At 69.4% G+C, this 19,958-nt stretch carries 17 protein-coding genes and 4 pseudogenes; 7 read left to right on the top strand and 14 right to left on the bottom strand.

The features are described from left to right. Positions 1-200 precede the first annotated feature (200 nt). Entirely contained in the window at positions 201-1,091 is an 891-nt protein-coding gene (locus GAK38_RS00105; protein WP_325340362.1) for an aldehyde dehydrogenase family protein, read from the top strand. Positions 1,092-1,140: 49 nt separating this feature from the next. Here GAK38_RS00105 and GAK38_RS00100 read toward each other — a convergent pair whose 3' ends face one another. From GAK38_RS00100 to GAK38_RS00075, 6 genes and pseudogenes are all read right to left on the bottom strand, one after another. Beyond that, positions 1,141-2,610, bottom strand: coding sequence for an efflux transporter outer membrane subunit (locus GAK38_RS00100; protein WP_325340361.1), 1,470 nt, complete (start codon positions 2,608-2,610; stop codon positions 1,141-1,143). Beyond that, a pseudogene (locus GAK38_RS00095) lies at positions 2,610-5,751 on the bottom strand (efflux RND transporter permease subunit). The gene GAK38_RS00100 and the pseudogene GAK38_RS00095 overlap by 1 nt, the downstream one beginning before the upstream one ends. A gap of 22 nt (positions 5,752-5,773) precedes the next feature. Then, a pseudogene (locus tag GAK38_RS00090) lies at positions 5,774-6,571 on the bottom strand (efflux RND transporter periplasmic adaptor subunit); the annotation flags it as partial. 18 nt (positions 6,572-6,589) lie between these two features. After that, a complete protein-coding gene (locus tag GAK38_RS00085) occupies positions 6,590-7,036 on the bottom strand; it encodes a biotin/lipoyl-binding protein (protein WP_325340360.1) in 447 nt (148 codons plus the stop codon). A 284-nt stretch (positions 7,037-7,320) separates the two neighbouring features. Beyond that, on the bottom strand, positions 7,321-8,160 hold the full coding sequence (locus GAK38_RS00080; protein WP_325340359.1) for an IclR family transcriptional regulator: 840 nt from the start codon (positions 8,158-8,160) through the stop codon (positions 7,321-7,323). 63 nt (positions 8,161-8,223) lie between these two features. Beyond that, a complete protein-coding gene (locus GAK38_RS00075) occupies positions 8,224-8,898 on the bottom strand; it encodes a cupin domain-containing protein (protein ID WP_325340358.1) in 675 nt (224 codons plus the stop codon). A 171-nt stretch (positions 8,899-9,069) separates the two neighbouring features. On the opposite strand from GAK38_RS00075, the gene GAK38_RS00070 reads away from it, so the two are divergent. From GAK38_RS00070 to GAK38_RS00055, 4 genes are all read left to right on the top strand, one after another. Then, on the top strand, positions 9,070-10,326 hold the full coding sequence (locus tag GAK38_RS00070; RefSeq protein ID WP_325340357.1) for an MFS transporter: 1,257 nt from the start codon (positions 9,070-9,072) through the stop codon (positions 10,324-10,326). A gap of 30 nt (positions 10,327-10,356) precedes the next feature. Continuing rightward, positions 10,357-10,566 carry a tautomerase family protein gene (locus GAK38_RS00065; protein WP_325340355.1) on the top strand — a complete coding sequence of 70 codons (210 nt, stop codon included), beginning with the start codon at positions 10,357-10,359 and terminating at the stop codon, positions 10,564-10,566. Next, entirely contained in the window at positions 10,563-11,369 is an 807-nt protein-coding gene (locus tag GAK38_RS00060; protein WP_325340353.1) for a 2-keto-4-pentenoate hydratase, read from the top strand. Before GAK38_RS00065 ends, GAK38_RS00060 begins: the two co-directional genes overlap by 4 nt. Positions 11,370-11,437: 68 nt before the next feature. Beyond that, a complete protein-coding gene (locus tag GAK38_RS00055) occupies positions 11,438-12,136 on the top strand; it encodes a 2-keto-4-pentenoate hydratase (RefSeq protein WP_325340871.1) in 699 nt (232 codons plus the stop codon). A gap of 11 nt (positions 12,137-12,147) precedes the next feature. Here the strand turns inward: GAK38_RS00055 and GAK38_RS00050 are convergent. The 4 genes and pseudogenes from GAK38_RS00050 to pcaH form a co-directional block, all read right to left on the bottom strand. After that, positions 12,148-13,674, bottom strand: a pseudogene (locus GAK38_RS00050) (lyase family protein). A 63-nt stretch (positions 13,675-13,737) separates the two neighbouring features. Further along, a complete protein-coding gene (locus tag GAK38_RS00045) occupies positions 13,738-14,376 on the bottom strand; it encodes an MBL fold metallo-hydrolase (protein ID WP_325340352.1) in 639 nt (212 codons plus the stop codon). Between the two features lie 181 nt (positions 14,377-14,557). Continuing rightward, a complete protein-coding gene (gene pcaG, locus GAK38_RS00040) occupies positions 14,558-15,175 on the bottom strand; it encodes a protocatechuate 3,4-dioxygenase subunit alpha (RefSeq protein WP_325340350.1) in 618 nt (205 codons plus the stop codon). A gap of 38 nt (positions 15,176-15,213) precedes the next feature. Continuing rightward, complete coding sequence (gene pcaH / locus GAK38_RS00035; protein ID WP_325340348.1) at positions 15,214-15,951, bottom strand: protocatechuate 3,4-dioxygenase subunit beta; 738 nt, start codon at positions 15,949-15,951, stop codon at positions 15,214-15,216. A gap of 75 nt (positions 15,952-16,026) precedes the next feature. Between pcaH and GAK38_RS00030 the strand changes: the two genes are divergently transcribed. Then, positions 16,027-16,998 (top strand): LysR substrate-binding domain-containing protein, encoded by a 972-nt coding sequence (locus GAK38_RS00030; RefSeq protein ID WP_325340347.1) that lies wholly within the window; start codon positions 16,027-16,029, stop codon positions 16,996-16,998. Positions 16,999-17,070: 72 nt separating this feature from the next. On the opposite strand, the gene GAK38_RS00025 is transcribed toward GAK38_RS00030, so the two are convergent. The 3 genes and pseudogenes from GAK38_RS00025 to GAK38_RS00015 form a co-directional block, all read right to left on the bottom strand. Next, the gene (locus GAK38_RS00025; RefSeq protein ID WP_325340345.1) at positions 17,071-17,508 is read right to left on the bottom strand and encodes a carboxymuconolactone decarboxylase family protein; all 438 of its coding nucleotides are present in this window, start codon (positions 17,506-17,508) and stop codon (positions 17,071-17,073) included. Beyond that, positions 17,498-18,742: a lyase family protein gene (locus GAK38_RS00020; protein ID WP_325340344.1), complete on the bottom strand. Its 1,245-nt coding sequence runs from the start codon at positions 18,740-18,742 to the stop codon at positions 17,498-17,500. Before GAK38_RS00020 ends, GAK38_RS00025 begins: the two co-directional genes overlap by 11 nt. A 46-nt stretch (positions 18,743-18,788) precedes the next feature. Next, positions 18,789-19,096: pseudogene (locus GAK38_RS00015) on the bottom strand (FAD-dependent monooxygenase); the annotation flags it as partial. 13 nt (positions 19,097-19,109) lie between these two features. Here GAK38_RS00015 and GAK38_RS00010 point away from each other — a divergent pair. After that, entirely contained in the window at positions 19,110-19,325 is a 216-nt protein-coding gene (locus tag GAK38_RS00010; RefSeq protein ID WP_325340342.1) for an NIPSNAP family protein, read from the top strand. A 98-nt stretch (positions 19,326-19,423) separates the two neighbouring features. Here the strand turns inward: GAK38_RS00010 and GAK38_RS00005 are convergent. Beyond that, positions 19,424-19,958, bottom strand: a 535-nt coding sequence (locus tag GAK38_RS00005; RefSeq protein WP_325340341.1) for an IS256 family transposase, incomplete at its 5' end; no start/stop codon positions are given.

The raw sequence follows: 19,958 nt of genomic DNA, 5'->3' as shown, positions 1-19,958 counted from the left end.
GCAGCGCCATCGATGCCACGCGCACCGCTATGCCGACTGGGGCTGCAGCTTCATCGCCGCGGGCATCAACATCAGCCTGCTGCGCCATGCCGCACGGGCCAATCTCGCGCGCTACCGGGCCCCAACCGCCGAGGTGCCGGCAGCCGCCGGCCCGTACTGACTAACGCACCGCACCGAACCCTCACCCCCAAGGAGATGCCATGAGCTCGGTGCCGGTCCTGCGCAACTACATCCACGGCGAATTTGCAGCCAGCGCCGAGGTGCACGACGTGCTGAACCCCGCGACCGGCGCCGTGCTGGCGCGCTCGCCGCTCTCGTCGCAGCAGGAGGTCGACCGCGCCATCGCAGCGGCCCGTGCGGCACAGAAGGGCTGGGCGCGCAAGCCGGCCATAGAGCGCGCGGGCCACCTGCGCCGCATCGCCGCCAAGCTGCGCGAGAACGTGCCGGGCCTGGCGCACACCATCACCGAGGAGCAGGGCAAGATCGCCGGCCTGGCCGAGGTCGAGGTGAACTTCACCGCCGACTACCTCGACTACATGGCCGAATGGGTGCGCCGGCTCGAAGGCGAGATCATCACCAGCGACCGCCCCGACGAGAACATCTTCCTGTTCCGCAAGCCGCTCGGCGTGGTGGCCGGCAACACCATCGTCATCAAGCCGAGCGAAGAGACGCCAATCAACTGCCACCTGTTCACAAAACTGCTGGCGCAGACCGATCTGCCGCCGGGCGTGTTCAACGTGGTCTACGGCACCGGCGCGACCGGTGGCGCGCTGTCGGGTGCATGCCGGCGTGGACATGGTCAGCTTCACCGGCAGCGTGGTCACCGGCAGCCGCATTATGGCCGCGGCGGCCGACAACATCACCAAGCTCAACCTCGAGCTCGGCGGCAAGGGGCCGCCGACATAAAGATCATGCGCAAAGAGATCTTCGGCCCGGTACTGCCGGTCCAGGTGGTGGACGGCCTTGATGAAGCCATCGCGCTGACCAACGACTGCGAGTACGGCCTGACCTCGTCGATCTACACGCGCGACCTGTCGAAGGCGCTGCACGCGATCCGCGAGATCGACTTCGGCGAGACTACTGGGGTATAGGTCTGCTGCGCACAGACGATGGGCGCTATGAGTGCATACCCCTGCCTTTTCAGGGCGATGCCGTGGTGCCGGCCTGGGCCGTGCGCCAGCCGCCGCCCAGCACCTTGTAGAGCGTGATGCGGTTGGCCTGCTCGGCCAGCTGCAGCGTGATCAGCGCCTGCCCCGCGGTGTAGAGCGCGCGCTGGTTGACCTGCACATCGAGGTAGCTGTCCACCCCCGTGCGCCAGCGCGACTGCGACAGCGAGAACGCCGTGACATCGGCTGCGAGCAGCGCGCGCTGGGCGTCGAGCTGCTCGCCGAGCGTGGCGCGGGCGGCCAGCGCGTCGGCCACTTCGCGGAAGGCGGTCTGCAGCGTCTTCTCGTACTGCGCGACGTTGATGTCGCGCGTGATGCGGGCCACGTCGAGGCTGGCCTGCAGCTGGCCGGCGGTGAAGATCGGCAGCACGATCTGCGGCGCAAAGCTCCAGGCGCGGTTGTCGCCGGCGAACAGGCGGTCGAGGTCGCGGCTGGCGCCGCCGGCCTGCGTGGTCAGCGTGATGCGCGGGAAGAAGGCCGCGCGCGCCGCGCCGATGCTGGCGAAGGCGCCGCGCAGCGTGTGCTCGGCGGCCAGCACGTCCGGACGGTTGACCAGCACGTCCGAGGGCAGGCCGTCCGGCACGCCGACCAGAGCCGCGGCCTCGGGCAGTGGCGCGGCCGGGTCGCCGTTGGCCGCCGGCGCCACCGGCAGCAGGGCGTCCGGCACCTGCGCGCCGACCAGCAGCGCGAGCGCGTTGCGGTCCTGCGCCACCGCGCGGCTGTACGAGGCCACGTCGGCGCGCGCCGATTCGGCCGTGGCGCGGGTCTGCGCGAGCGTCAGGCCCGACTCGGCGCCGACCGCGTGGGCGCGCGAGGTCAGGTCGTAGGTCGCCTGCTGGCTCTTGAGCGTGTCGCGCGCGAGCTGCAGCCGGCGCTGGTCGGCCGCGAGCGTGAGCCAGGCGGTGGCGGTGTCGGCCACCAGCGCGAGCCGCGTGCTGCGCTGCGTGTCGGCAGTGGAGAAGTATGTCTCCAGCGCGGCGTCGGTGAGGTTGCCGACGCGGTTGAAGAAGTCGATCTCCCAGCTGGAGAAGCCGACGCCAGCGCTGAAGGTGTTGGTAGTGGTCGAGCGGCCGGTGGTCGTGGTGTCGGCTGCGGTGCGCGCACGTGTGACCGCGCCGGTGGCGCTGACGGCCGGGAACAGCGCCGCGCGCTGGATGCCGTACTGGGCGCGGGCGCGGTCGATGTTGAACGCGGCCACGCGCAGGTCGCGGTTGTTGTCGAGCGCGAGCCGCACGGTGCCGCGCAGGCGCTCGTCGCGCAGGAAGTCGTCGACGGCGAGGTCGGCCACGGCCGGAGTGGCCGATGCGGGCGCCGGCGCGCTGCCGGCGGGCCACGCGGCGGGCAGCGGCACGGCCGGGCGGGCGTAGTCGGGCGCGAGGTTGGTGCAGCCGGCCAGGGCCAGCAGGGCCGCCAGCGCGGCCAGGGCAAGGGCGGAGTGGCGCATCAGGCGGCACCTCCGTGATGGGCGCCGGAGGCCACGGGTGCCTGCACGCGGGCGCGGAAGAAGCTGCGGATCAGCGTGAAGAACACCGGCACGAAGAAGATGCCCAGCACCGTGGCCGAGACCATGCCGCCGAACACCGCCGTGCCGATGGCCTGGCGGCCGGCGGCGCCGGCGCCCACGCCGACCACGAGCGGCAGCACGCCGAAGCCGAAGGCCAGCGAGGTCATGAGAATCGGCCGCAACCGCAGGCGCACCGCTTCGAGCGTGGCGTCGAACAGGTCGCGGCCCTGCTCCTGGAGCTGCTTGGCGAACTCCACGATCAGGATGGCGTTCTTGCAGCTCAGACCCACGGTGGTCAGCAGGCCGACCTGGAAGTACACGTCGTTGGACATGCCGCGCAGCGTGGTGAAGGCCACCGCGCCGACGACGCCCAGCGGCACGACCAGAATCACCGAGAACGGCACCGACCAGCTCTCGTAGAGCGCAGCCAGGCACAGGAACACGAACAGGATCGACACCGCATAGAGCAGCGGCGCCTGCGCGCCCGAGCGGCGCTCCTCGAACGAGGCGCCGGCCCAGGCATGGCCGGTGCCTGCGGGCAGCTTGCCGGCGATCTCCTCGATGCGCCGCATGGCGGCGCCCGAACTCACGCCGGCGGCCGAGTTGCCCTGGATCTCGAACGCGGGCACGCCGTTGAAGCGCTGCAGCTGCGTCGGGCCGAAGGTCCACCGCTGGGAGGTGAAGGCCGAGAACGGCACCATTTGGCCGCCGCTGTTGCGCACGGTCCAGATGCCGATGTCCTGCGGCAGCATGCGGAAGGGCGCGTCGCCCTGGATGTAGACCTTCTTGACGCGGCCGCGGTCGATGAAGTCGTTCACGTAGGTACCGCCGAGCGCGGCCGAGAGCGTGCTGTTGATGTCGGCCGTCGCGAGTCCGAGCGCACCGGCGCGCCGGTCGTCGATGTCGAGCGCGAACTGGGCCGTGTCGTCCAGCGTGTTGTTGCGCACGCTGGTGAGCCCCGGATCCTTGCCCGCGGCCGTGAGGAACTGGCCCAGCGCCCGCACGAACTCCGCGCGCGTCAGGCTGCCGGTGTTCTGCAGGTAGACCAGGAAGCCCGCGGCCGAGCCGAGCCCGCGCACGGCCGGCGGCTGCTGCACGAACACCCGTGCGTCGCGGATCCTGGCGAAGGCCGCATTGGCGCGCCGCGCGAAGGCCTCGGCTGTGTGCTCGGCGCCGGGACGCTCCTCCCAGGGCTGGAGCTTGATGAAGGCGCGTCCCCCGTGCCTTGATCGCCCGAGAGGCCGGTCGTCACGCTGTAGGTGACCACCTCGGGCTGTTGACCCACGTAGTCCTCGAACTGGCGTGCCACCTGCTGGATGCGCGCGTCGGCGGCGCCCGACGGCAGGCAGATGTCGGCGGTCAGCAGGCCCTGGTCCTCGATCGGCAGGAACGAGGTGGGCAGGCGGCCGAAGGCGAAGGCCAATCCCGCCGCGAGCGCGGCATAGACCAGCATCATGCGCCAGCCGCGGCGCACCATGCGCAGCACCACACCCTGGGTGCCGGAGGCCGTGCGGTCGAAGCCGGCGTTGAACTTCAGGAAGAACCGGTCCAGCCAGCCCAGCGGGCCGCGCCGGACGCGCCGGCGGCCGTGTTCGTCATGCTCGATGTGCTTGAGGATGGTGCCGCACAGCGCCGGCGTCAGCGTCAGCGCCACCAGCACCGACAGGATCATGGCCGAGACGATGGTGATGGAGAACTGCCGGAGATGATGCCGGTGGAGCCGCCGAAGAAGGCCATCGGCACGAACACGGCCGACAGCACCAGCGTGATCTCGTCCATCGACTTGCGCGTGGCCTCCTTCGGGTCCAGGCCTTCCTCGGTCATCACGCGCTCGACGTTCTCGACCACGACAATCGCGTCGTCCACCAGCAGGCCGATGGCCAGCACCATGCCGAACATGGTCAGCGTGTTGATCGAATAGCCCAGGATCGACAGCACGCCGAAGGTGCCCAGCAGCACCACCGGCACCGCGATCGTGGGGATCAGCGTGGCGCGGAAGTTCTGCAGGAACAGGTACATGATGAGGACCACCAGCACCATCGCCTCGACCAACGCCTTGACCACCTCGTGGATCGATGCCTCGACAAACGGCGTGGTGTCGTAGTTGACGATGGCCTTCATCTGGTTCGGGAAGCCCGGCTCCAGCTCCCGGACCTTGGCCACCACCTCCTCGGCCACCTTCAGCGCGTTGGCGCCGTTGGCGAGCATGACGCCCATGCCGGCCGCGGCGCGGCCGGCCAGGCGCTGCTGGACCGTCAGGCTCTCGGCGCCGAGTTCGACGCGGGCCACGTCGCGCAGCAGCACGATCGAACCGTCCGTGGCGGTCTTGAGCACCACGTTCTCGAACTGCTCGACCGTCTGCAGCTTGCTGCGCGCCGTCACCGTCGCGTTGAGCAGCTGCTGGGCCGTGGACGGCAGGCCGCCGAGCTGCCCGGCGGAGACCTGTGCGTTCTGCGCCGTCAGCGCGGTGTTCACGTCGGAAGGTTGCAGCGCGTATTTCTCGAGCTTGCGCGGGTCCAGCCAGATGCGCATGGCGTAGCCAGAGCCCAGCACCTGCACCTCGGCCACGCCGTCGATGCGGCTGATCACGTCCTGCAGGTTGCTTGCGATGTAGTCGCCCACGTCGGTGCGCGAGAGCGCCGGGTTCTCCGAATAGAGCGAGACGATCATCAGGTAGTCGTTGCCGGCCTTGGTGACGGTCACGCCCTGGCTCTGCACCGAGGTCGGCAGCCGCGGCATGGCCTGCTGGAGCTTGTTTTGCACCTTCATCTGGGCCACGTCGGGGTTGGTTCCGGCGTTGAAGGTCAGTGTGATGCGCGACTGGCCGGAGGAGCTGCTGGTGCCGCCCATGTAGATCAGGTTGTCCAGGCCCTTCAACTGCTGCTCGATGACCTGGGTAACCGAGTCCTCGACGGTCTGGGCCGAGGCGCCGGTGTAGTTGGCCGTGATCGAGATCGCCAGCGGGGCGATGTCGGGGTACTGCTCCAGCGGCAGCGTCTCGATCGAGAGCGCGCCGGCGAGCATGATGACGATGGCGATGACCCAGGCGAAGATGGACCGGTCGATGAAGAAGCGTGCCATGGCGGTAGCGGGCGCGCGACGGTCAGCGGGCGGCGCCCTGGGCGGGCGCGTTCCCAAACGCCTGCTCCGGCGACGGGTCGTCCACCCGGCGGCGGGTCTGGTTGGCCGGGGCGTCGGGCACCTCTACCACGACCGCGTGCACCTTGTCGCCGGGGCGCACCTGCTGCGTGCCATCGACGATGAGCCGGTCACCCGGCACGAGCCCCTCGCGCACCACCCAGCCGTTGCCCACGGCGCGGCTGAGGGTGACGGCGCGGCGCTGCACCTTGTCCTGCGCATCGACGATCAGGGCCGTGGCACGGCCCACCGCGTCGCGGGTGATGCCCTGCTGCGGCGCCAGCAGGGCCGCCTCGTCCACGCCCTCCTTGATCACGGCGCGCACGTACATGCCGGGCAGCAGCAGGGCGTCGGGATTGGGCAGCGTGCCGCGCAGCGTGATCGCGCCGGTGGTCGGGTTCACGGCGATGCCGGTGAACTGGAGCCGGCCGTCGCGGCCATACCGGCTGCCGTCTTCCAGCACGATGCGCATGCGGGCGGCGTCCCCTCCATTCCTGACCAGCCGGCCTGCGGCGAGTTCGCGCTTGAGCCACAGCACCTCGGCGCTGGGCTGGGTCACGCCGATGTAGGGCGGGTCGATCTGCTGCACCGTGGTCAGCGCCGTCGTCTGGTTGGCGGTGACCAGCGCGCCCGGCGTGACCGTGGAGGTGGCCGTGCGGCCGGCGATCGGCGAAGTGATCCTGGTGTAGCCCAGGTTGATGCGCGCCGTCTCGACGGCGGCCTCGGCCGTGGCCACGTCGGCCTTGGCCTGGCCCAGCGCGGCTTGGCCCTGGTCGTTGACCTAGCGGCTCACTGCGTCGATGGCCACCAGCTCGGCATTGCGCTTGGCGGTGGATTCGGCCGCCACGGCGGTGGCGCGGGCGCGCTCCAGCGCGGCACGGGCGCTGGCCAGCGCGGCGGTGTAGGGAGCAGGGTCGATCTCGTAGAGCACCTGACCGGCCCGCACGGTCGCACCTTCGGTGAACAGGCGGGCCTTGACGATGCCGCCGACCTGCGGACGGATATCGGCGCTCAGGAAGGGCTGGACCCGGCCCGGCAGCTCGGTCGTGAAGGTCTGGCGGACGGGTTGCAGCACGAAGACGCCGACTTCGGGCGCCGCCGCGGCGGCCTGCGGCGGCTCTTTGGAGCGCGAGCAGGCGACGAGCAGGCCGGCGATGGCCAGCGGCAACACGCTGCGCATCAGGCCGCGCGCCGCGCGGACCACGGCAGAAGCGGTCGAGGACTTCATGGATGGGAGGCAGGCAGCAGCGAATCCGCCATGGTGCGGCGCGTTCGTAAAGCGAAGATGAAGCCGGGCGTCACCCAGCGGCGAAACGGGCGGCGAGCCCGGAGACAGGGAGGGCACAGTGGGTCCGAGGATGACGTGAAAGGCGTGGAGGGCCGACGATTATGTAAGCATCCTTTGCAAATACGACTGGGCACCTTCCCCACCGCCCGCTTCCGGGCGGCAGCCTCTGTCGATCGGGCGGGCATGGCGGTCATGCGGTGCAGCCCGGCGTACCGCAACCGCGCTCAGCGGCAGGCCGTGTGCGGGCCGGACCCTGCCGCCTGCGCTCCCAACAGACCGGATATCTTTGCCGCAGCGTCCTTCAGCGCCTCGACGCTGGCGGGATCGGCCTGCGTTGGCAGGAAGTGGATGGACCCAACGATGGCCAGCGTGCCGAAAAGCGTGCCCCCGTGCTGGAACAGCGGTGCGGCCAGGGCATTGACGCCCATGAAGACCTCTTCCGGGGCTTCGGCCCAGCCCCGTTTGTGCACAATGCCGATTTCGGCGCGCAGGCGGTCCGGATCGACGATGGTCTTGGGCGTGCAGGCTGCCAGCGGAGCGGCCAGCAGGTGGTCGAGCAGCGCCGGGTCCCCGAATGCAAGCACGATCTTGCCTTGCGCCACCGTGTGCAGGGCGTACTGGGTGCCGGGCGTCAGCAGGATCTCGAGCGGGCTGCGGCCCCGCACCAAGTCCAGCACGACGACGTGGTTGTCGGTGAAGGTGGATATGACAATGGTCTGTCCCACCTTGTCGCGGAGTTCTTCCATGGTCGGGCGCGCCAGGCCGACGGTGTCGAACTGCCGCACCAGCTTCTGCCCGAGCAGGAACAGGCGCCAGCCGGTCTTGTAGCGGCTCGTGCGCGCATTCTGGGTGACATAGCCCTCCAGGCGCAGGGCGGTCAGGTGGCGATGCACCCGTGCCTTGGGCATTCGCAGCATGTCGGCCAGTTGAGTGACGCCGAGTTCGGCATCGCCTTCGGCCAGCAGTTCGAGGATGCGCAATGAGACGACCGAGGTGGAGGAGACGTGTCCCTCTCCGTCTTCGTCGGCCGGCGATTGGGCGACGTCTTCGGGGTCGCCCTGCATGGAAAGGGTGGGATGGTCCAAGACTCGCGGGGGTCGGGCTGGAGGGGCGGGGCAGCCCTGACTTTATCCGAGGTGCACGAATCGCTCGCCGAACACGTGGTACTTCTGCGTATTCGTCTTGCCGGCGTCCTCTGGCAGGACGTGGCGCAACGAGGAGCGCCCCCTGCAGGCCCGTGGAAGGATGAAGCAGCGGATGAACGTGGTTGGCTCTACCTCGGTGGTCGGCGCCAGCACGGGCGCGTAGCCGAGTTCGAACCAGGCATCGCCTGGCCTGTGCACATGGCTTTCTCCGAGCGTCTCGATCGTGATCTCGCCTTCCAGGCAGCAGCGGATGCCCGGGCCCTGGTGGACATGGGTGAGCGCCACGCCGCCTGGAGGGAACTGGACCCGATCGCAGCGCATGAGCCAGCTCGACGCGGTGTCCAGTTCGATGGGCTGGGCCAGCTTGCAGGTAGACGTGCTCCACGGCGCGCTGCGCAGGGCACCGGAGGCACCCGTTACGGCGGTTGGCACGAGTTCCCAGCGCCACAGCACGGCTTCGGCATCGCCCGCGAGGAAAGCCGCTTCGTCGTCGCCCAGCCAGGCGCCTCCGGCGGCGACGTGCTGGGAACCGGTCTGGAATTCGATGGTCAGGTGTCCCTCGACCACATAGACGGCCCGGGCCGCGGCGGGGAGATAGATGGGCGGATGGTGGGGGGGAATGCGGTCTTCGAACAATCGCAAGGTGAACTGCTGCATGAAACCTCCTGGAGTCCAGGAAAGTATCGTTCATCGATACGCAAAGAGCTATTAATGGTTTTTACTAGGTGGTTTTCCTGCCGAATCGCCTGATAGTCCCCTTCATCGAGACAAGTTTTTCCATTTTTGTGCATGCCTCGGCCTGCAGGCATCGAACAACCGGAGGCTTCCATGGGATCTGTGACGATGGCGGGACAGGGCGCGGATGCCGCGAAGTGGTACAGCGGAAGAACGCGTCAGCAGTGGCGGGCTTTCGTTTCCGCCTACATCGGCTGGATGCTGGACATCATGGATCTCATGCTGTTCGCGATGATGATCAGGTACGTCAGCGCGGACCTTGGCTTCGACAAGGGCATTGCGGGCACCATCGCGTCCATGACCCTGCTGGCGACGGCGGTCGGCGGCCTGGTGTTCGGCTTCCTGGCCGACCGCATCGGCCGCACCCGGTCGATGATCCTCAGCATCCTTTGCTATTCGGTGGGCACGGCCCTCTGCGGCTTCTCCCAGACCATCGGCCAACTGATGGTGTTCCGCTTCATCCTGGGGCTAGGCGTGGGTGGCGAGTGGTCGGCCGGCGCAGCGCTTATCACCGAAAGCTGGCCGGCACAGCACCGCGGCAAGGTCATGGCCTGGGTGCAGAGCGCCTTCGCGGCGGGCTACGCGCTGGCGGCGCTGGTGGCTGCGCTCGTGTTGCCCACGCTGGGCTGGCGCTGGGCGTTCGCGGTCGGACTGGTGCCGGTGGTGTTTGCCTTCTGGGTGCGCCGGCACACGGAGGAGTCCGCCATCTGGGCGCAGCAGAAGACACGCCTGACGCTGCGCGAGGCGCTGGCGGCGCTGTTCGGCCAGCACCTGCGGCCCACACTGGTCGGCTTGGCGTTCACGTCAGCCGCGATGTGCGGCTACTGGGGACTGTTCACCTGGATTCCTTCGTACCTGGCGACACCGGTTGCGCAAGGCGGGCCGGGTTTCGACCTGACGCGATCGACAACCTGGATCGTCGTCATGCAGGTCGGCGCGGCGCTGGGCTTCATCGTGTTCGGCTACATCGCCGACCGGATCGGCCGCCGCCGTGCCTTCATGCTGTTCTTCGTGGCGTCGGCCGTGGCCGTGCCGCTGTACGTCGCCATCAAGTCGGCTGCGGTCCTGCTTGCCTTCGGCCCGGTCGTTGCCTTCTTCGGCACGGGTTTCTACAGCGGCTTCGCCCCGACCTTCGCCGAGCTGTTCCCGACGGCGATCCGCGCCACGGCGCAGGGTTTCATCTACAACACCGGCCGCGCCGCCAGCGCGCTGGCGCCGGCAGCCGTCGGCTTCCTCTCCCAGGGCAACGGCGTGGCCAGCGCCCTCGGCGCTACCGCCGGATTCTTCGCGCTGGCGGCCGTGATCGTCTATTTCTTCCTTCCCGAGACCCGCGACGGCGAACTCCAGTGACCAGCCGGCGCACGAACACAGAAGCCTGAGATGCCCATCATCCAAGTGACCCTTGTCGCCGGACGCAGCGAGACCGACGTCCAGACCTTCATCCGCGAGGTGGCCCGGCTGGCCAGCCGTACCCTGCACGCACCGCTGGAATCCGTGCGGGTGATGGTCAGCGAGGTCCCGCCGTCGCGCTTTGCGGTCGGGGACGCGCTCAAGAGCGACTCGGCCGTGCTCCGGGAGGCCGGGGCATGACGCCCGAGGACATCCGCGCTGCGGCCGACGAGCTGTACGAGGCTTCGCGGACAGGCAGGTTTATCGCGCCGTTGCGCGAGCGCCATGCTGGCCTGGACGCCCGTTCGGCCTATGCCATCCAGCAGTTGAACACCGAACGGCGCATGGCCGCCGGGCGGCGCGTGGTCGGCTGCAAGATCGGCCTTACCTCCGCAGCCGTGCAGGCGCAGCTTGGCGTCGATCGGCCCGACTTCGGCAGGTTGTTCGACGACATGGCCTATGGCGATGCCGAGCCGATACCGCTGGCCGTGTTGCACCAGCCGAAGATCGAGGCCGAGGTCGCCTTCGTGCTGGGCCGCGACCTGGGTATGCGCCATCCCTGCCATGCCGATGCCCTCAACGCGATCGACTATGTCCTGCCGGCGCTGGAGATCGTGGGCAGCCGCATCGCGGGATGGGACATCGGCTACGCGGACACGGTCGCCGACAACGCATCCTCCGGAGTCTTCGTGCTGGGCACGACGCCACGCAAGCTCTCGCAGGTCGATCTGCGTCTGTGCGGCATGGCGTTGACGCGTTTCGGCGAACCGGTCTCAGTGGGGGCAGGCGCGGCTTGTCTCGGCAATCCGGTGAACGCACTCGTCTGGCTGGCGCGCACGATGGCATCGCTGGGACAGCCGCTGCGCGCCGGCGATGTGGTGCTGTCCGGCGCACTCGGCCCGATGGTTGCGGTGCGTCCGGGCGACGTCTTCGACCTGCGGATCAACGGACTGGGCCGGGTCCAGGCGTTCTTCGAACGTGGCGATGCAAAGGACGCGGCATGAGCAACGATATCCAGCATTACGCAGAACTGCTCGACGAGGCTGCGCGTACGGGCCGCGCTGTCGATTAGATCGACCCCGATGGCCGGCTGGCGCTCGATGCGGCCTATGCCATCCAGGCTGCCTCCATCCGGCGCCGCATCGCACGGGGCGAGCGGCGGATCGGCGTCAAGATGGGCTTCACCAGCCGTGCAAAGATGCTCCAGATGGGCATCGACGACCTGATCTGGGGTCGGCTCACCAGCGGCATGGCTATCGAGGAGGGCGGATCGATCGCCCATTCCGCCTATGTACATCCGCGGGTCGAGCCCGAACTGGCCTTCCTGCTGCGCCGCCCCCTGGCCGGCGACGTGACGGCCGCCGAGGCACTTCCGGCAGTCGAGGCGGTGGCGCCGGCGCTGGAGATCATCGACTCGCGCTACCGGGACTTCAGGTTCAGCCTGCCTGCCGTGATAGCGGACAACGCATCCTCCTCCGGCTTCGTGGTCGGGGCCTGGCACAGCCCGTACGACGACTTCAGCAACCTCGGCATGGTCATGAGCATCGACGGCCATGCGGTGCAGATCGGCTCCAGCGCCGCCATCCTCGGCCATCCATTGCGCTCGCTGGTGGCGGCTGCACGCCTGTCGGCGGCGGCCGGCGAGCCGCTACAGGCCGGCTGGACCATCATGGCCGGCGGTGCCACGCCGGCCGTGTGGCTGAAGTCGGGCCAGCATCTCTCGGTGGAAGTCGAGCGCCTGGGCCGCGCAGAATTCCACGTACAGAGCTGAGCGGCTGCGATTCAGCGGTCCGGGGCGGTGCGCAGCCGGTCGAAGTCGCGGTCCAGCCGCGCCAGCGAGGCGTCGATGAAGCCGCGCTTTTCGCTCACCCAGTCCTGCTGACGGACGAGGCGGCCGCGGGCCTCGGCCAGCATGCGCTGCATCTCGGCCGGCTGCGGGCCGCCGGCCGTCGCGCGGTTGCGCGGTTGCGCACGATGGTCACCGGGTCGAGCGTGCTGCGGAATTCCTTCTCGTTCATCGGCAGCTCGGGCGGGTAGTGCGTGCCCTGCACCGCCTGGGCATAGATGCGGCGCGCCTCGGCGTAGGGAAAATCGAGCGGGCGGAGGTCGTGCGCCTTGGCATGGTCCACGATCTCGGAGGCGAAATGGTGGCCGATGCGAAACGGCAGCCGGTACTTGCGCATCAGCACGTCGGCCAGCTCCTGGCTCGCGGTCCAGTCGCTGTTGAGCTCCTCCAGCGCTCGCTCGGGGCTGATGACCAGCGCGTCGAGGATGCGCTGCCAGTCGCGCAGCACCGTGATGCCGCTCTTTCACCATGGCGCTGTTGGCCGGCACGCTCTTGGGGTCGTCCATGCCCGGCGGGATGTTGTGGGCCTGGATGACGGTTCCCTGCGCCAGCGTGATGGCGGTCGACGCCTCGCGCCGCGTGGCGTTGAGCAGGCCGGGGTTGCGCTTTTGCGGCATGGCACTCGACACGTAGGTGTTGCCGCCGCCTTCCTGCAGCAGGATCCAGGGGCGCGGCTGGGCGTACTGCGTCATCACGTCCTCGATAAACGCGCCCGCATGCAGCGCGATGCTGGCGACGATGGAGCCGACCTCCACCGCGCGCTCGCCGGTGAAGATCTGCGCGGCGTCGTAGGCGTTGTCCACCGTCGCGCCGAAGCCCAGGTAGGCGGCCATGCGGTTGCGGTCGAGCGGCCAGCTGGTGCCGTTGAGCACGGTGGTGCCCATGGGCGAGCGGTCGGTGCGCACATAGGCCTCGCGGATGCGGTCGGCGTCGCGCGCCAGCCCGGCCGCATGGCCCAGCAGGTAGTGGCCGTAGCTGTTGGGCTGGGCAGCCACGCCGTTGGTGTAGTTGGGCACGATGGTGCCGGCATGGCGCTCGGCCAGCGCTACGAGGGTGGCCGTGGTCTTGTCGAGCTGGTCGGCCAGCGCCAGCAGGTCGTCGCGCAGGATGGCGGCGCGGAAGGTCGCGTGCATGTCCTGGCTGCTGCGGCCGGCGTGCAGCAGCGTTACCTCGGGCCCGGCGGCTTCGATCAGCAGGGGCTCGAAGGTGATGACGGTCCCGGGCCGCCTGCCGCCGGGGCGGTTGCCGGCGTCGATCACCTGGGCCACGCCGGCGGCCAGGCGCGGCGCCAGCGCACGGTCGAGCAGGCCGGCCTCGGTGTTGATGACGGCCGTGGCCTTGTTGATCTGGCCGAGCCAGAAGAATTCGTCGCGCGGGGCCGGTGCCGGCTGCTGTGCCGCGGCGCCCAGACCGGCGAGCAGGCAGGCGGCGGCCGAGGCCGTGCGGAAGAGGGAAATGCGCATGGGATGTTGTCTCCGGCTGTCGTTATGGTCCGCGCAAGGATAGCGGCGGCGCGCCGCCCGGGGTCAGTTCGCCACGTAGGGGTTGCTGCGCCGCTCGCGGCCGATGGTGCTCTCGGGGCCGTGGCCCGGGATGAAGACGGTCGCGTCGCCCATCGGCCAGAGCTTGCCGCGGATGCTGGCGATCAGCGCGCCGTGGTCGCCGCGCGGGAAGTCGGTGCGCCCGATGCTGCCGGCGAACAGCACGTCGCCGACAAAGGCGCGCCCGATCTGCGGCGCGTGGAACACCACGTGGCCCGGCGTGTGGCCCGGGCAGTGGCGCACCTGCAGGGTTTCATTGCCGATCTGCACCGTGTCGCCGTCGTGCAGCCAGCGCGTGGGCGTGAACGGCTCGGCCGGTGCGAAGCCGAACATGGCAGCCTGCTGCGGCAGGCCGTCGATCCAGAACTGGTCTTCCTCCTGCGGGCCGACGATGGGCAACCCCAGGCGGCGGGCCAATTCGCCGGCGCCGCCGGCATGGTCGATGTGGGCGTGGGTGAGCCAGATCTGCTCCAGCAGCAGCCCACGGCGCTGCGCCTCGGCCTCGATGCGCGGCAGGTCGCCGCCGGGGTCGATGACGGCGGCGCGGAGCGTGGCGTCGCACCAGACGAGGGAGCAGTTCTGCTGGAACGGCGTGACGGGAAGGGTGTGGTAGTGCAAAGGCATGCAGGCGATTGTCGGCCGTCTGCGCCCGTGCAGCCTGCGAGTGGAGGTTTTACAAGCGAGCCTGCCCGCTTCCGTGCCGATCTTCGCGGGCTGCCGGCAACGACCAGGTATTCCAGCCGCTGCGGTGCATGGACGCCGAGCCACAGGCCGGCGAGGCCGCCCATCGAAATGCCCGCGAAGCTTACAGATCGAAGAACACTGTCTCTTGCGGCCCCTGCATGTGGATGTCGAACCGGTAGACCACCTCGCCGCCACGTTCGCTGCGTCGGGCAATGAGTGTCGAGCGGCGCTCGGCAGGGACGGCAGCGAGCACCGGGTCCGCCGCGTTGGCCTCGGTCTCGTCGTCGAAGTAGATGCGGGTGAACACGTGCAGCAGCAGGCCTCGCATGGTCACGATCGCGTTGATGTGCGGCGCATGCCCCGGTTCCTCGGCGCCGGGTTTGACCGTGAGGAAGTGGAAACGTCGCTGCGCGTCGGTACCCGTGCCGCTGCGGCCAAAGGCGCGAAAGCCGCGTGCCTGCGCGTCTTCAGGCGATTGCGGATAGCTGCCTGTACCGTCTGGCTGGCTGATCTCGACGAGCGCGTCGGGAATGGGCGTGCCCTCGCCGTCGAGCACGCGGCCTTCGATACGGATGCGCTCGCCACGCGCTGCGTCAAGGGCGACAACGGCATCGAAGACCTGGCCAAAGTCGTGTGCCAGGCTGTAGCCGTACTGCGCGGCTGCAAGGCTGTAGGCGAAATAGGGGCCGACGATCTGCGAAGGTGTCTGGCCGTAGTTGTCTGCGTGTTGCTGCGTCATGGTATGCGGCTTTCCTGTGGCTGTGCCTGGCGATGGAGCTACCGGTTCTCGAAAGGAGTCTCGCCTGCACCGCGCAGCACGATGTCGAAGCGGTACCCGAGCGCATAGCCTTCCTGGGTGATGTCCAGGTCGAAGTCCGAAATCAGCCGGCTGCGCGCGTGCTCAGGCGTGCTCAGTGCGATCGGGTCGTAGGCCAGCAACGGATCGCCGGGGAAATACATCTGCGTGACAAGCCGGCTGCCGAAGTGCGGCCCGAACAGCGAGAAGTGGATGTGCTGCGGCCGCCATGCGTTCGGATGGTTGCCCCACGGATAGGCACCGGGCTTGATGGTGAGGAAGCGGTATCGGCCTTTGTCATCGGTGAGACAGCGGCCCGCGCCGAGGAAGTTCGCGTCGAGCGGTGCGTCGTGCTGATCGACCTTGTGCACATAGCGGCCCGCGGCGTTGGCCTGCCAGATTTCCACGAGCGTATGGCGCACCGGGCGGCGGCGTTCGTCGAGCACCCGGCCCGTGACGATGATGCGCTCGCCCAGCGGCTCGCCGTTGCGCCGGGCATTGCGCGTGAGGTCGTGGTCCAGCGCGCCGATGGCCCCGTGCCCATAGACCGGCTGCTGCAACTCGCCCAGGCGGGCCTTGAGCGGCACCAGCGGCTGCGTGGGGCCGCGCAGCGCGGTCGATGTGTAGCCAGGGTAGCGGTAGGCGGGGTGGCTGTTCCAGTCGCGCGGATCGAGCGCGAGGTTTGCCGATGTGTGGGGTGCGTGCGTGGGGTGGTTCATGGGAGGCGACGATAGGCGCGCGGGATCATGCTGTAAATTGAGCAATCGTCTTTCTTCAATCACCATTGCTCATTGATGGAATCTTCGCGAATCTCCGCCGATGCCCTGGCCCGTGGTCTGCAATTGCGCCACCTGCGCTGCCTCGTCGCGGTGGCGCAGGAGCGTCACCTCGCGCGCGCCGCCGCGCGGCTCGCGGTGAGCCAGCCGGCGGTATCCAAAACGCTGGCCGAGCTGGAGTCGCTCGCGGGCGAGCCGCTGGTGGAGCGCGCGGCCACCGGGCGGCGCGGCATTCGCGGGCTGACGGTGGCGGGCGAGCGGCTGCTTTCGCATGCGCGCGCCGCGCTCGTCGCGGTGCAGGCAGGCGCGTCGGCGCTGCGGCCCCACGAGGCCGTCCACGCCGAGCGGCTGCGCCTGGGCGTGCTGCCGAGCGCGGCGCGCAGCCTGGTCGCGCAGGCGCTCGTGGGGCTGCGCGCGCAGCGCCCGCTGTGCGTGCTCGACGTGCGTACCGCTGCCAACGACGTGCTGCTGGACGACCTGCGCGCGGGCGCGGTGGACATGGTGGTGGGCCGCATGAGCGACCCGCGCCTGATGGACGGGCTGGCGTTCGAGTTGCTGCGCATCGAGCCGCTGGTGCTCGCGGTGGCCCAGGGACATGCGCTCGCGCGGCGGCGCGTGGGCCTCGCGGCGCTCGCGGCCTTGCCGTGGGTGGTCTATCCCGAAGGCACGGTGCCGCGCCACCACACCGAAAGCCTGTTCGCGGCCCACGGCCTGCCGCTGCCCGGCGCGCTGATGCAGACGCTGGACGCGGCGCTGGCGCGCGGCGTGGTGCAGGCATCGGACGCGGTATGGGCCGCGCCGCTCGGCGCGGTGCAGGACGAGGTGCGCGCGGGCCGCCTCGTGCGGCTGCGCTTCGACACGGCGGGCACCGACGAGCCGCTGGGCCTGCTCACGCGGCGTGATGCGGGAGGGACTTCGGCGCCGGTCTCACCGGCGGCGGCGCTGCTGGCCGATCTGCTGCGCAAGACGCTGGCCGCAGGGCGGCGCTGAATACCAAAAAGGGTGAATGTCGCTCATGCGCTCTGGTCAAGTGCAGACGGCATGTACGCGTCAATGGATGCATCACTCCGCAGGCAGAAGCCCTTTTTCGCGCAGGATATCCGTCGCGATGCCGAACGCATGGTTGGCCACCGGCACGCCGCAGTAGATCGCGGCCATGAGGATGACTTCCTTGATCTCCTCGGGCGTCAGGCGCGAATCCGGCTGGCCGTCGAGCGCGGCGCGCACGTGCATGGCGAACTCCTCCCAGGCATGCGTGCCCAGCATCATCGACAGCACCATGAAGCGCCGCGTGCGGTCGCCGAGCGCGGGGCGGCCCCAGATGTCCTGCCAGGCGTGGCGAGTGATGAGTTCTTGAAACTCGCTGTTGAACGGCGTGCGCTTGGCGAGGGATCGATCGACCCAGGCCTCGCCCAGGATGCGACGCCGGTTGAGCAGCCCGGCTTCGTAGTCATCTGCGCGCGTGGGGCTGCTGTTGTGCGGGGAAATGTCAGTGGTCATGGGTGTCTTTGTGGGTGAATCGGCCAGTCGCAAGTGCGGTGCGCAGCCGCGCGACCTGCGTATGCGTGAGCGCGGCGGCGTTGCCTGCCAGGCTGCTGGCGAACCACTCGTCGGCCGCCTGAGGCGGCAGTGCGCGCCGTACGGCCTCGACGTTGGCCCGCATGCGCTCGCCCTGCACGGTGAGCCCCGCGAGCACCTGGGCCATCGCATGTACGCTGCCGGCGACGCAGACTACGAGCGCGGGCCAGGCCGCCAGTTCAGCTTGCCATGCGCCGAGCGCGCGTTCGTGCTCCTGCGGCATGGCGGAAAGCAGCGTGGCGACCAGTTGCGGTGCGCTGGTCGCCGCGGCGATGGCGACCATCGATCCCACGGGATTGCGCTTGTGCGGCATGGCCGACGAACCGCCGCGCCCCGGCTCGGCGGGCTCGGCCACTTCGCCTAGCTCGAACTGGCCCATGAGCGCGACGTCGCGTGCGATCTTGCCCAGGCTGCCGGCGAGGATGCCGAGTTCGCAGCCGAGCGCCACCCAGCGGTCGCGCTGGGTGTGCCAGGGCGCCTGCGGGGCGGCGAGGCCGAGCGACTGCGCCATGCGTCGCGCTACCGCCGGGCCTTTGTTGCGTCCGTGCTCTTGCATCTGCGCGAGCGTGCCCACCGCGCCGCCCAGCTGCACCTGCAGGGCCGCGTCCCCTGCCGCGCGCAGGCCGCACCACGAGCGCACCAGCGGCGCGGCCCAGCCCGCGCACTTCCAGCCGAAGCTCGTGACCGAACCCGGTTGCAGCAGCGTGCGGCCCAGCATGGGCTGGCCGGCATGCCGCTCGGACAGATCCAATGTGGAGGTGGCGGCGGCCTGCAGATCGGCGAGCAAGCCGTCGAGTGCGGCGCGGCTTACGAGCGCCATCGCGCTGTCGATTACGTCCTGGCTGGTGCTGCCCCAATGCACGTAAGGCTGCGCGGCGGGCTCCTCGGCGGCCACCGCGGCCTTGAGCGCCTGCACGAGTGGGATGGCGACACTGCCCGCCCGTGAGCTTGCGCGGGCGATAGCGGTGGGGTCGAAGCGTGAAGTGTCCGAACAGACGCGCGCGATCACGTCGGCAGCCGCGCCCGGCACCAGACCTTCGGCCGCCTGTGCCTGCGCAAGCGCAGACTCGAAGCGCAGCATGGCGGCGACGAAGGCATGGTCATCGAAGAGATCGCGCGCCGGCGCATCGCAGAGAAAGGCGTCGAATATGCTCATGCGGCGATTGTGCTGCGATTCGACGGCTGGCTCGCGCAAACGGTGCTCACGTCAGCGGCGAGCCCACATAATTCTCCGCCAGCGTGGCTGGCCACAGCCTGCGATTCCACGAGGTAGTCCAGCTCGGCTTCCTGCATCTTGTGACCGAAGGCGCCGTGCCGATAGGGCCCGGCGAGCGCCTCGAAAAGGAAGCCCACGTCCGATGCCGCCAGGTTCAAGCCCTTGGCGCTGGTCGGCGGCACGATATGGGCCGCATCCCCCGCGAGGAACAGGCGGCCAAAGCGCATCGGCTCGGCCACGAAGCTGCGCGACGCCCATCTCCAGCGCAGGCGCGGTCACAAGGCGCGCCCGGGCAGAGACAGCCGCCATGACGATCGTCGCATGGCAGGAGGCGGTGCCCGCGCGACATGCGCTGTCGCCGCTCGTCGGCGCCTTCACGGCGGTCGACGGCGAGCAGCCGCGCTTCCTCGACATCTGGGCCTACGCGAGCCTGGAACAGCGCGCGGCGGTGCGTGCGCAGGCCGTGCGAAGGAATTTGGCCGCCCAAGGGCGGCCCGGGGGCTGTCAGTATTTCTGTGTGTGAGGCGGTTGGTGAACTGGTTTCTGGCTGTTGATCTATCAGGCCCCTGCCAGGCCGCCGGAGGCCCCCCCGGTTGGCCCATGGACCCATGGCTCAGCCCCTCACAGGCTGCCATGCGCGTGCCTCGTGAAGCGTTCATCGTAGAGCACGGCGAACTGATTCATCGCCTCGCGCCATTCCTTGGCTGCGCGGCCCCAGTCCGCAGTGATGTTGCGCAGGGCCAACCAGATCAGCTTGGTGGCGGCATCGTCGCTGGGGAAGTGCCCGCGCGTCTTGATGATCTTGCGCAGTTGGCTGTGCACGCTCTCGATGGCGTTGGTCGTGTAGACCACGCGGCGCACCGCTGGCGGGAACGCAAAGAAGGGGATCACGCGGTCCCAGGCTCGGCGCCAGGAGGCCGCCACGGTGGCGTACTTCTGGCCCCATGGGCCGATCTCGAACTCGTCCAGGGCCTGGGCCGCGGCCTCTGCGCTGGCGGCCGTGTAGACCGGCCTGAGCGCCGCTGCCAGCAGCTTGCGGTCTTTCCAGCTCGCATAGTCCAGGCTGTTCCTGATCAGGTGCACGGTGCAGGTCTGCAGCGCGGTGGCCGGGAACACGACCGCTAGGGCCTCGCCGATGCCCTTGAGCCCGTCGGTG

The organism is Xylophilus sp. (genome assembly GCA_009914555.1).
Taxonomy (GTDB): Bacteria; Pseudomonadota; Gammaproteobacteria; order Burkholderiales; family Burkholderiaceae_C; genus WNDY01.
This window is presented reverse-complemented; position numbering and strand designations above follow the sequence as displayed.

Coding starts and splice junctions, on each gene's coding strand:
- GAK38_RS00105 (WP_325340362.1), top strand. CDS start 201: ATGAGCTCGGTGCCGGTCCTGCGCAACTACATCCACGGCGAATTTGCA.
- GAK38_RS00100 (WP_325340361.1), bottom strand. CDS start 2,610: ATGCGCCACTCCGCCCTTGCCCTGGCCGCGCTGGCGGCCCTGCTGGCC.
- GAK38_RS00085 (WP_325340360.1), bottom strand. CDS start 7,036: ATGAAGTCCTCGACCGCTTCTGCCGTGGTCCGCGCGGCGCGCGGCCTG.
- GAK38_RS00080 (WP_325340359.1), bottom strand. CDS start 8,160: ATGCAGGGCGACCCCGAAGACGTCGCCCAATCGCCGGCCGACGAAGAC.
- GAK38_RS00075 (WP_325340358.1), bottom strand. CDS start 8,898: ATGCAGCAGTTCACCTTGCGATTGTTCGAAGACCGCATTCCCCCCCAC.
- GAK38_RS00070 (WP_325340357.1), top strand. CDS start 9,070: ATGGGATCTGTGACGATGGCGGGACAGGGCGCGGATGCCGCGAAGTGG.
- GAK38_RS00065 (WP_325340355.1), top strand. CDS start 10,357: ATGCCCATCATCCAAGTGACCCTTGTCGCCGGACGCAGCGAGACCGAC.
- GAK38_RS00060 (WP_325340353.1), top strand. CDS start 10,563: ATGACGCCCGAGGACATCCGCGCTGCGGCCGACGAGCTGTACGAGGCT.
- GAK38_RS00045 (WP_325340352.1), bottom strand. CDS start 14,376: ATGCCTTTGCACTACCACACCCTTCCCGTCACGCCGTTCCAGCAGAAC.
- pcaG (WP_325340350.1), bottom strand. CDS start 15,175: ATGACGCAGCAACACGCAGACAACTACGGCCAGACACCTTCGCAGATC.
- pcaH (WP_325340348.1), bottom strand. CDS start 15,951: ATGAACCACCCCACGCACGCACCCCACACATCGGCAAACCTCGCGCTC.
- GAK38_RS00030 (WP_325340347.1), top strand. CDS start 16,027: ATGGAATCTTCGCGAATCTCCGCCGATGCCCTGGCCCGTGGTCTGCAA.
- GAK38_RS00025 (WP_325340345.1), bottom strand. CDS start 17,508: ATGACCACTGACATTTCCCCGCACAACAGCAGCCCCACGCGCGCAGAT.
- GAK38_RS00020 (WP_325340344.1), bottom strand. CDS start 18,742: ATGAGCATATTCGACGCCTTTCTCTGCGATGCGCCGGCGCGCGATCTC.
- GAK38_RS00010 (WP_325340342.1), top strand. CDS start 19,110: ATGACGATCGTCGCATGGCAGGAGGCGGTGCCCGCGCGACATGCGCTG.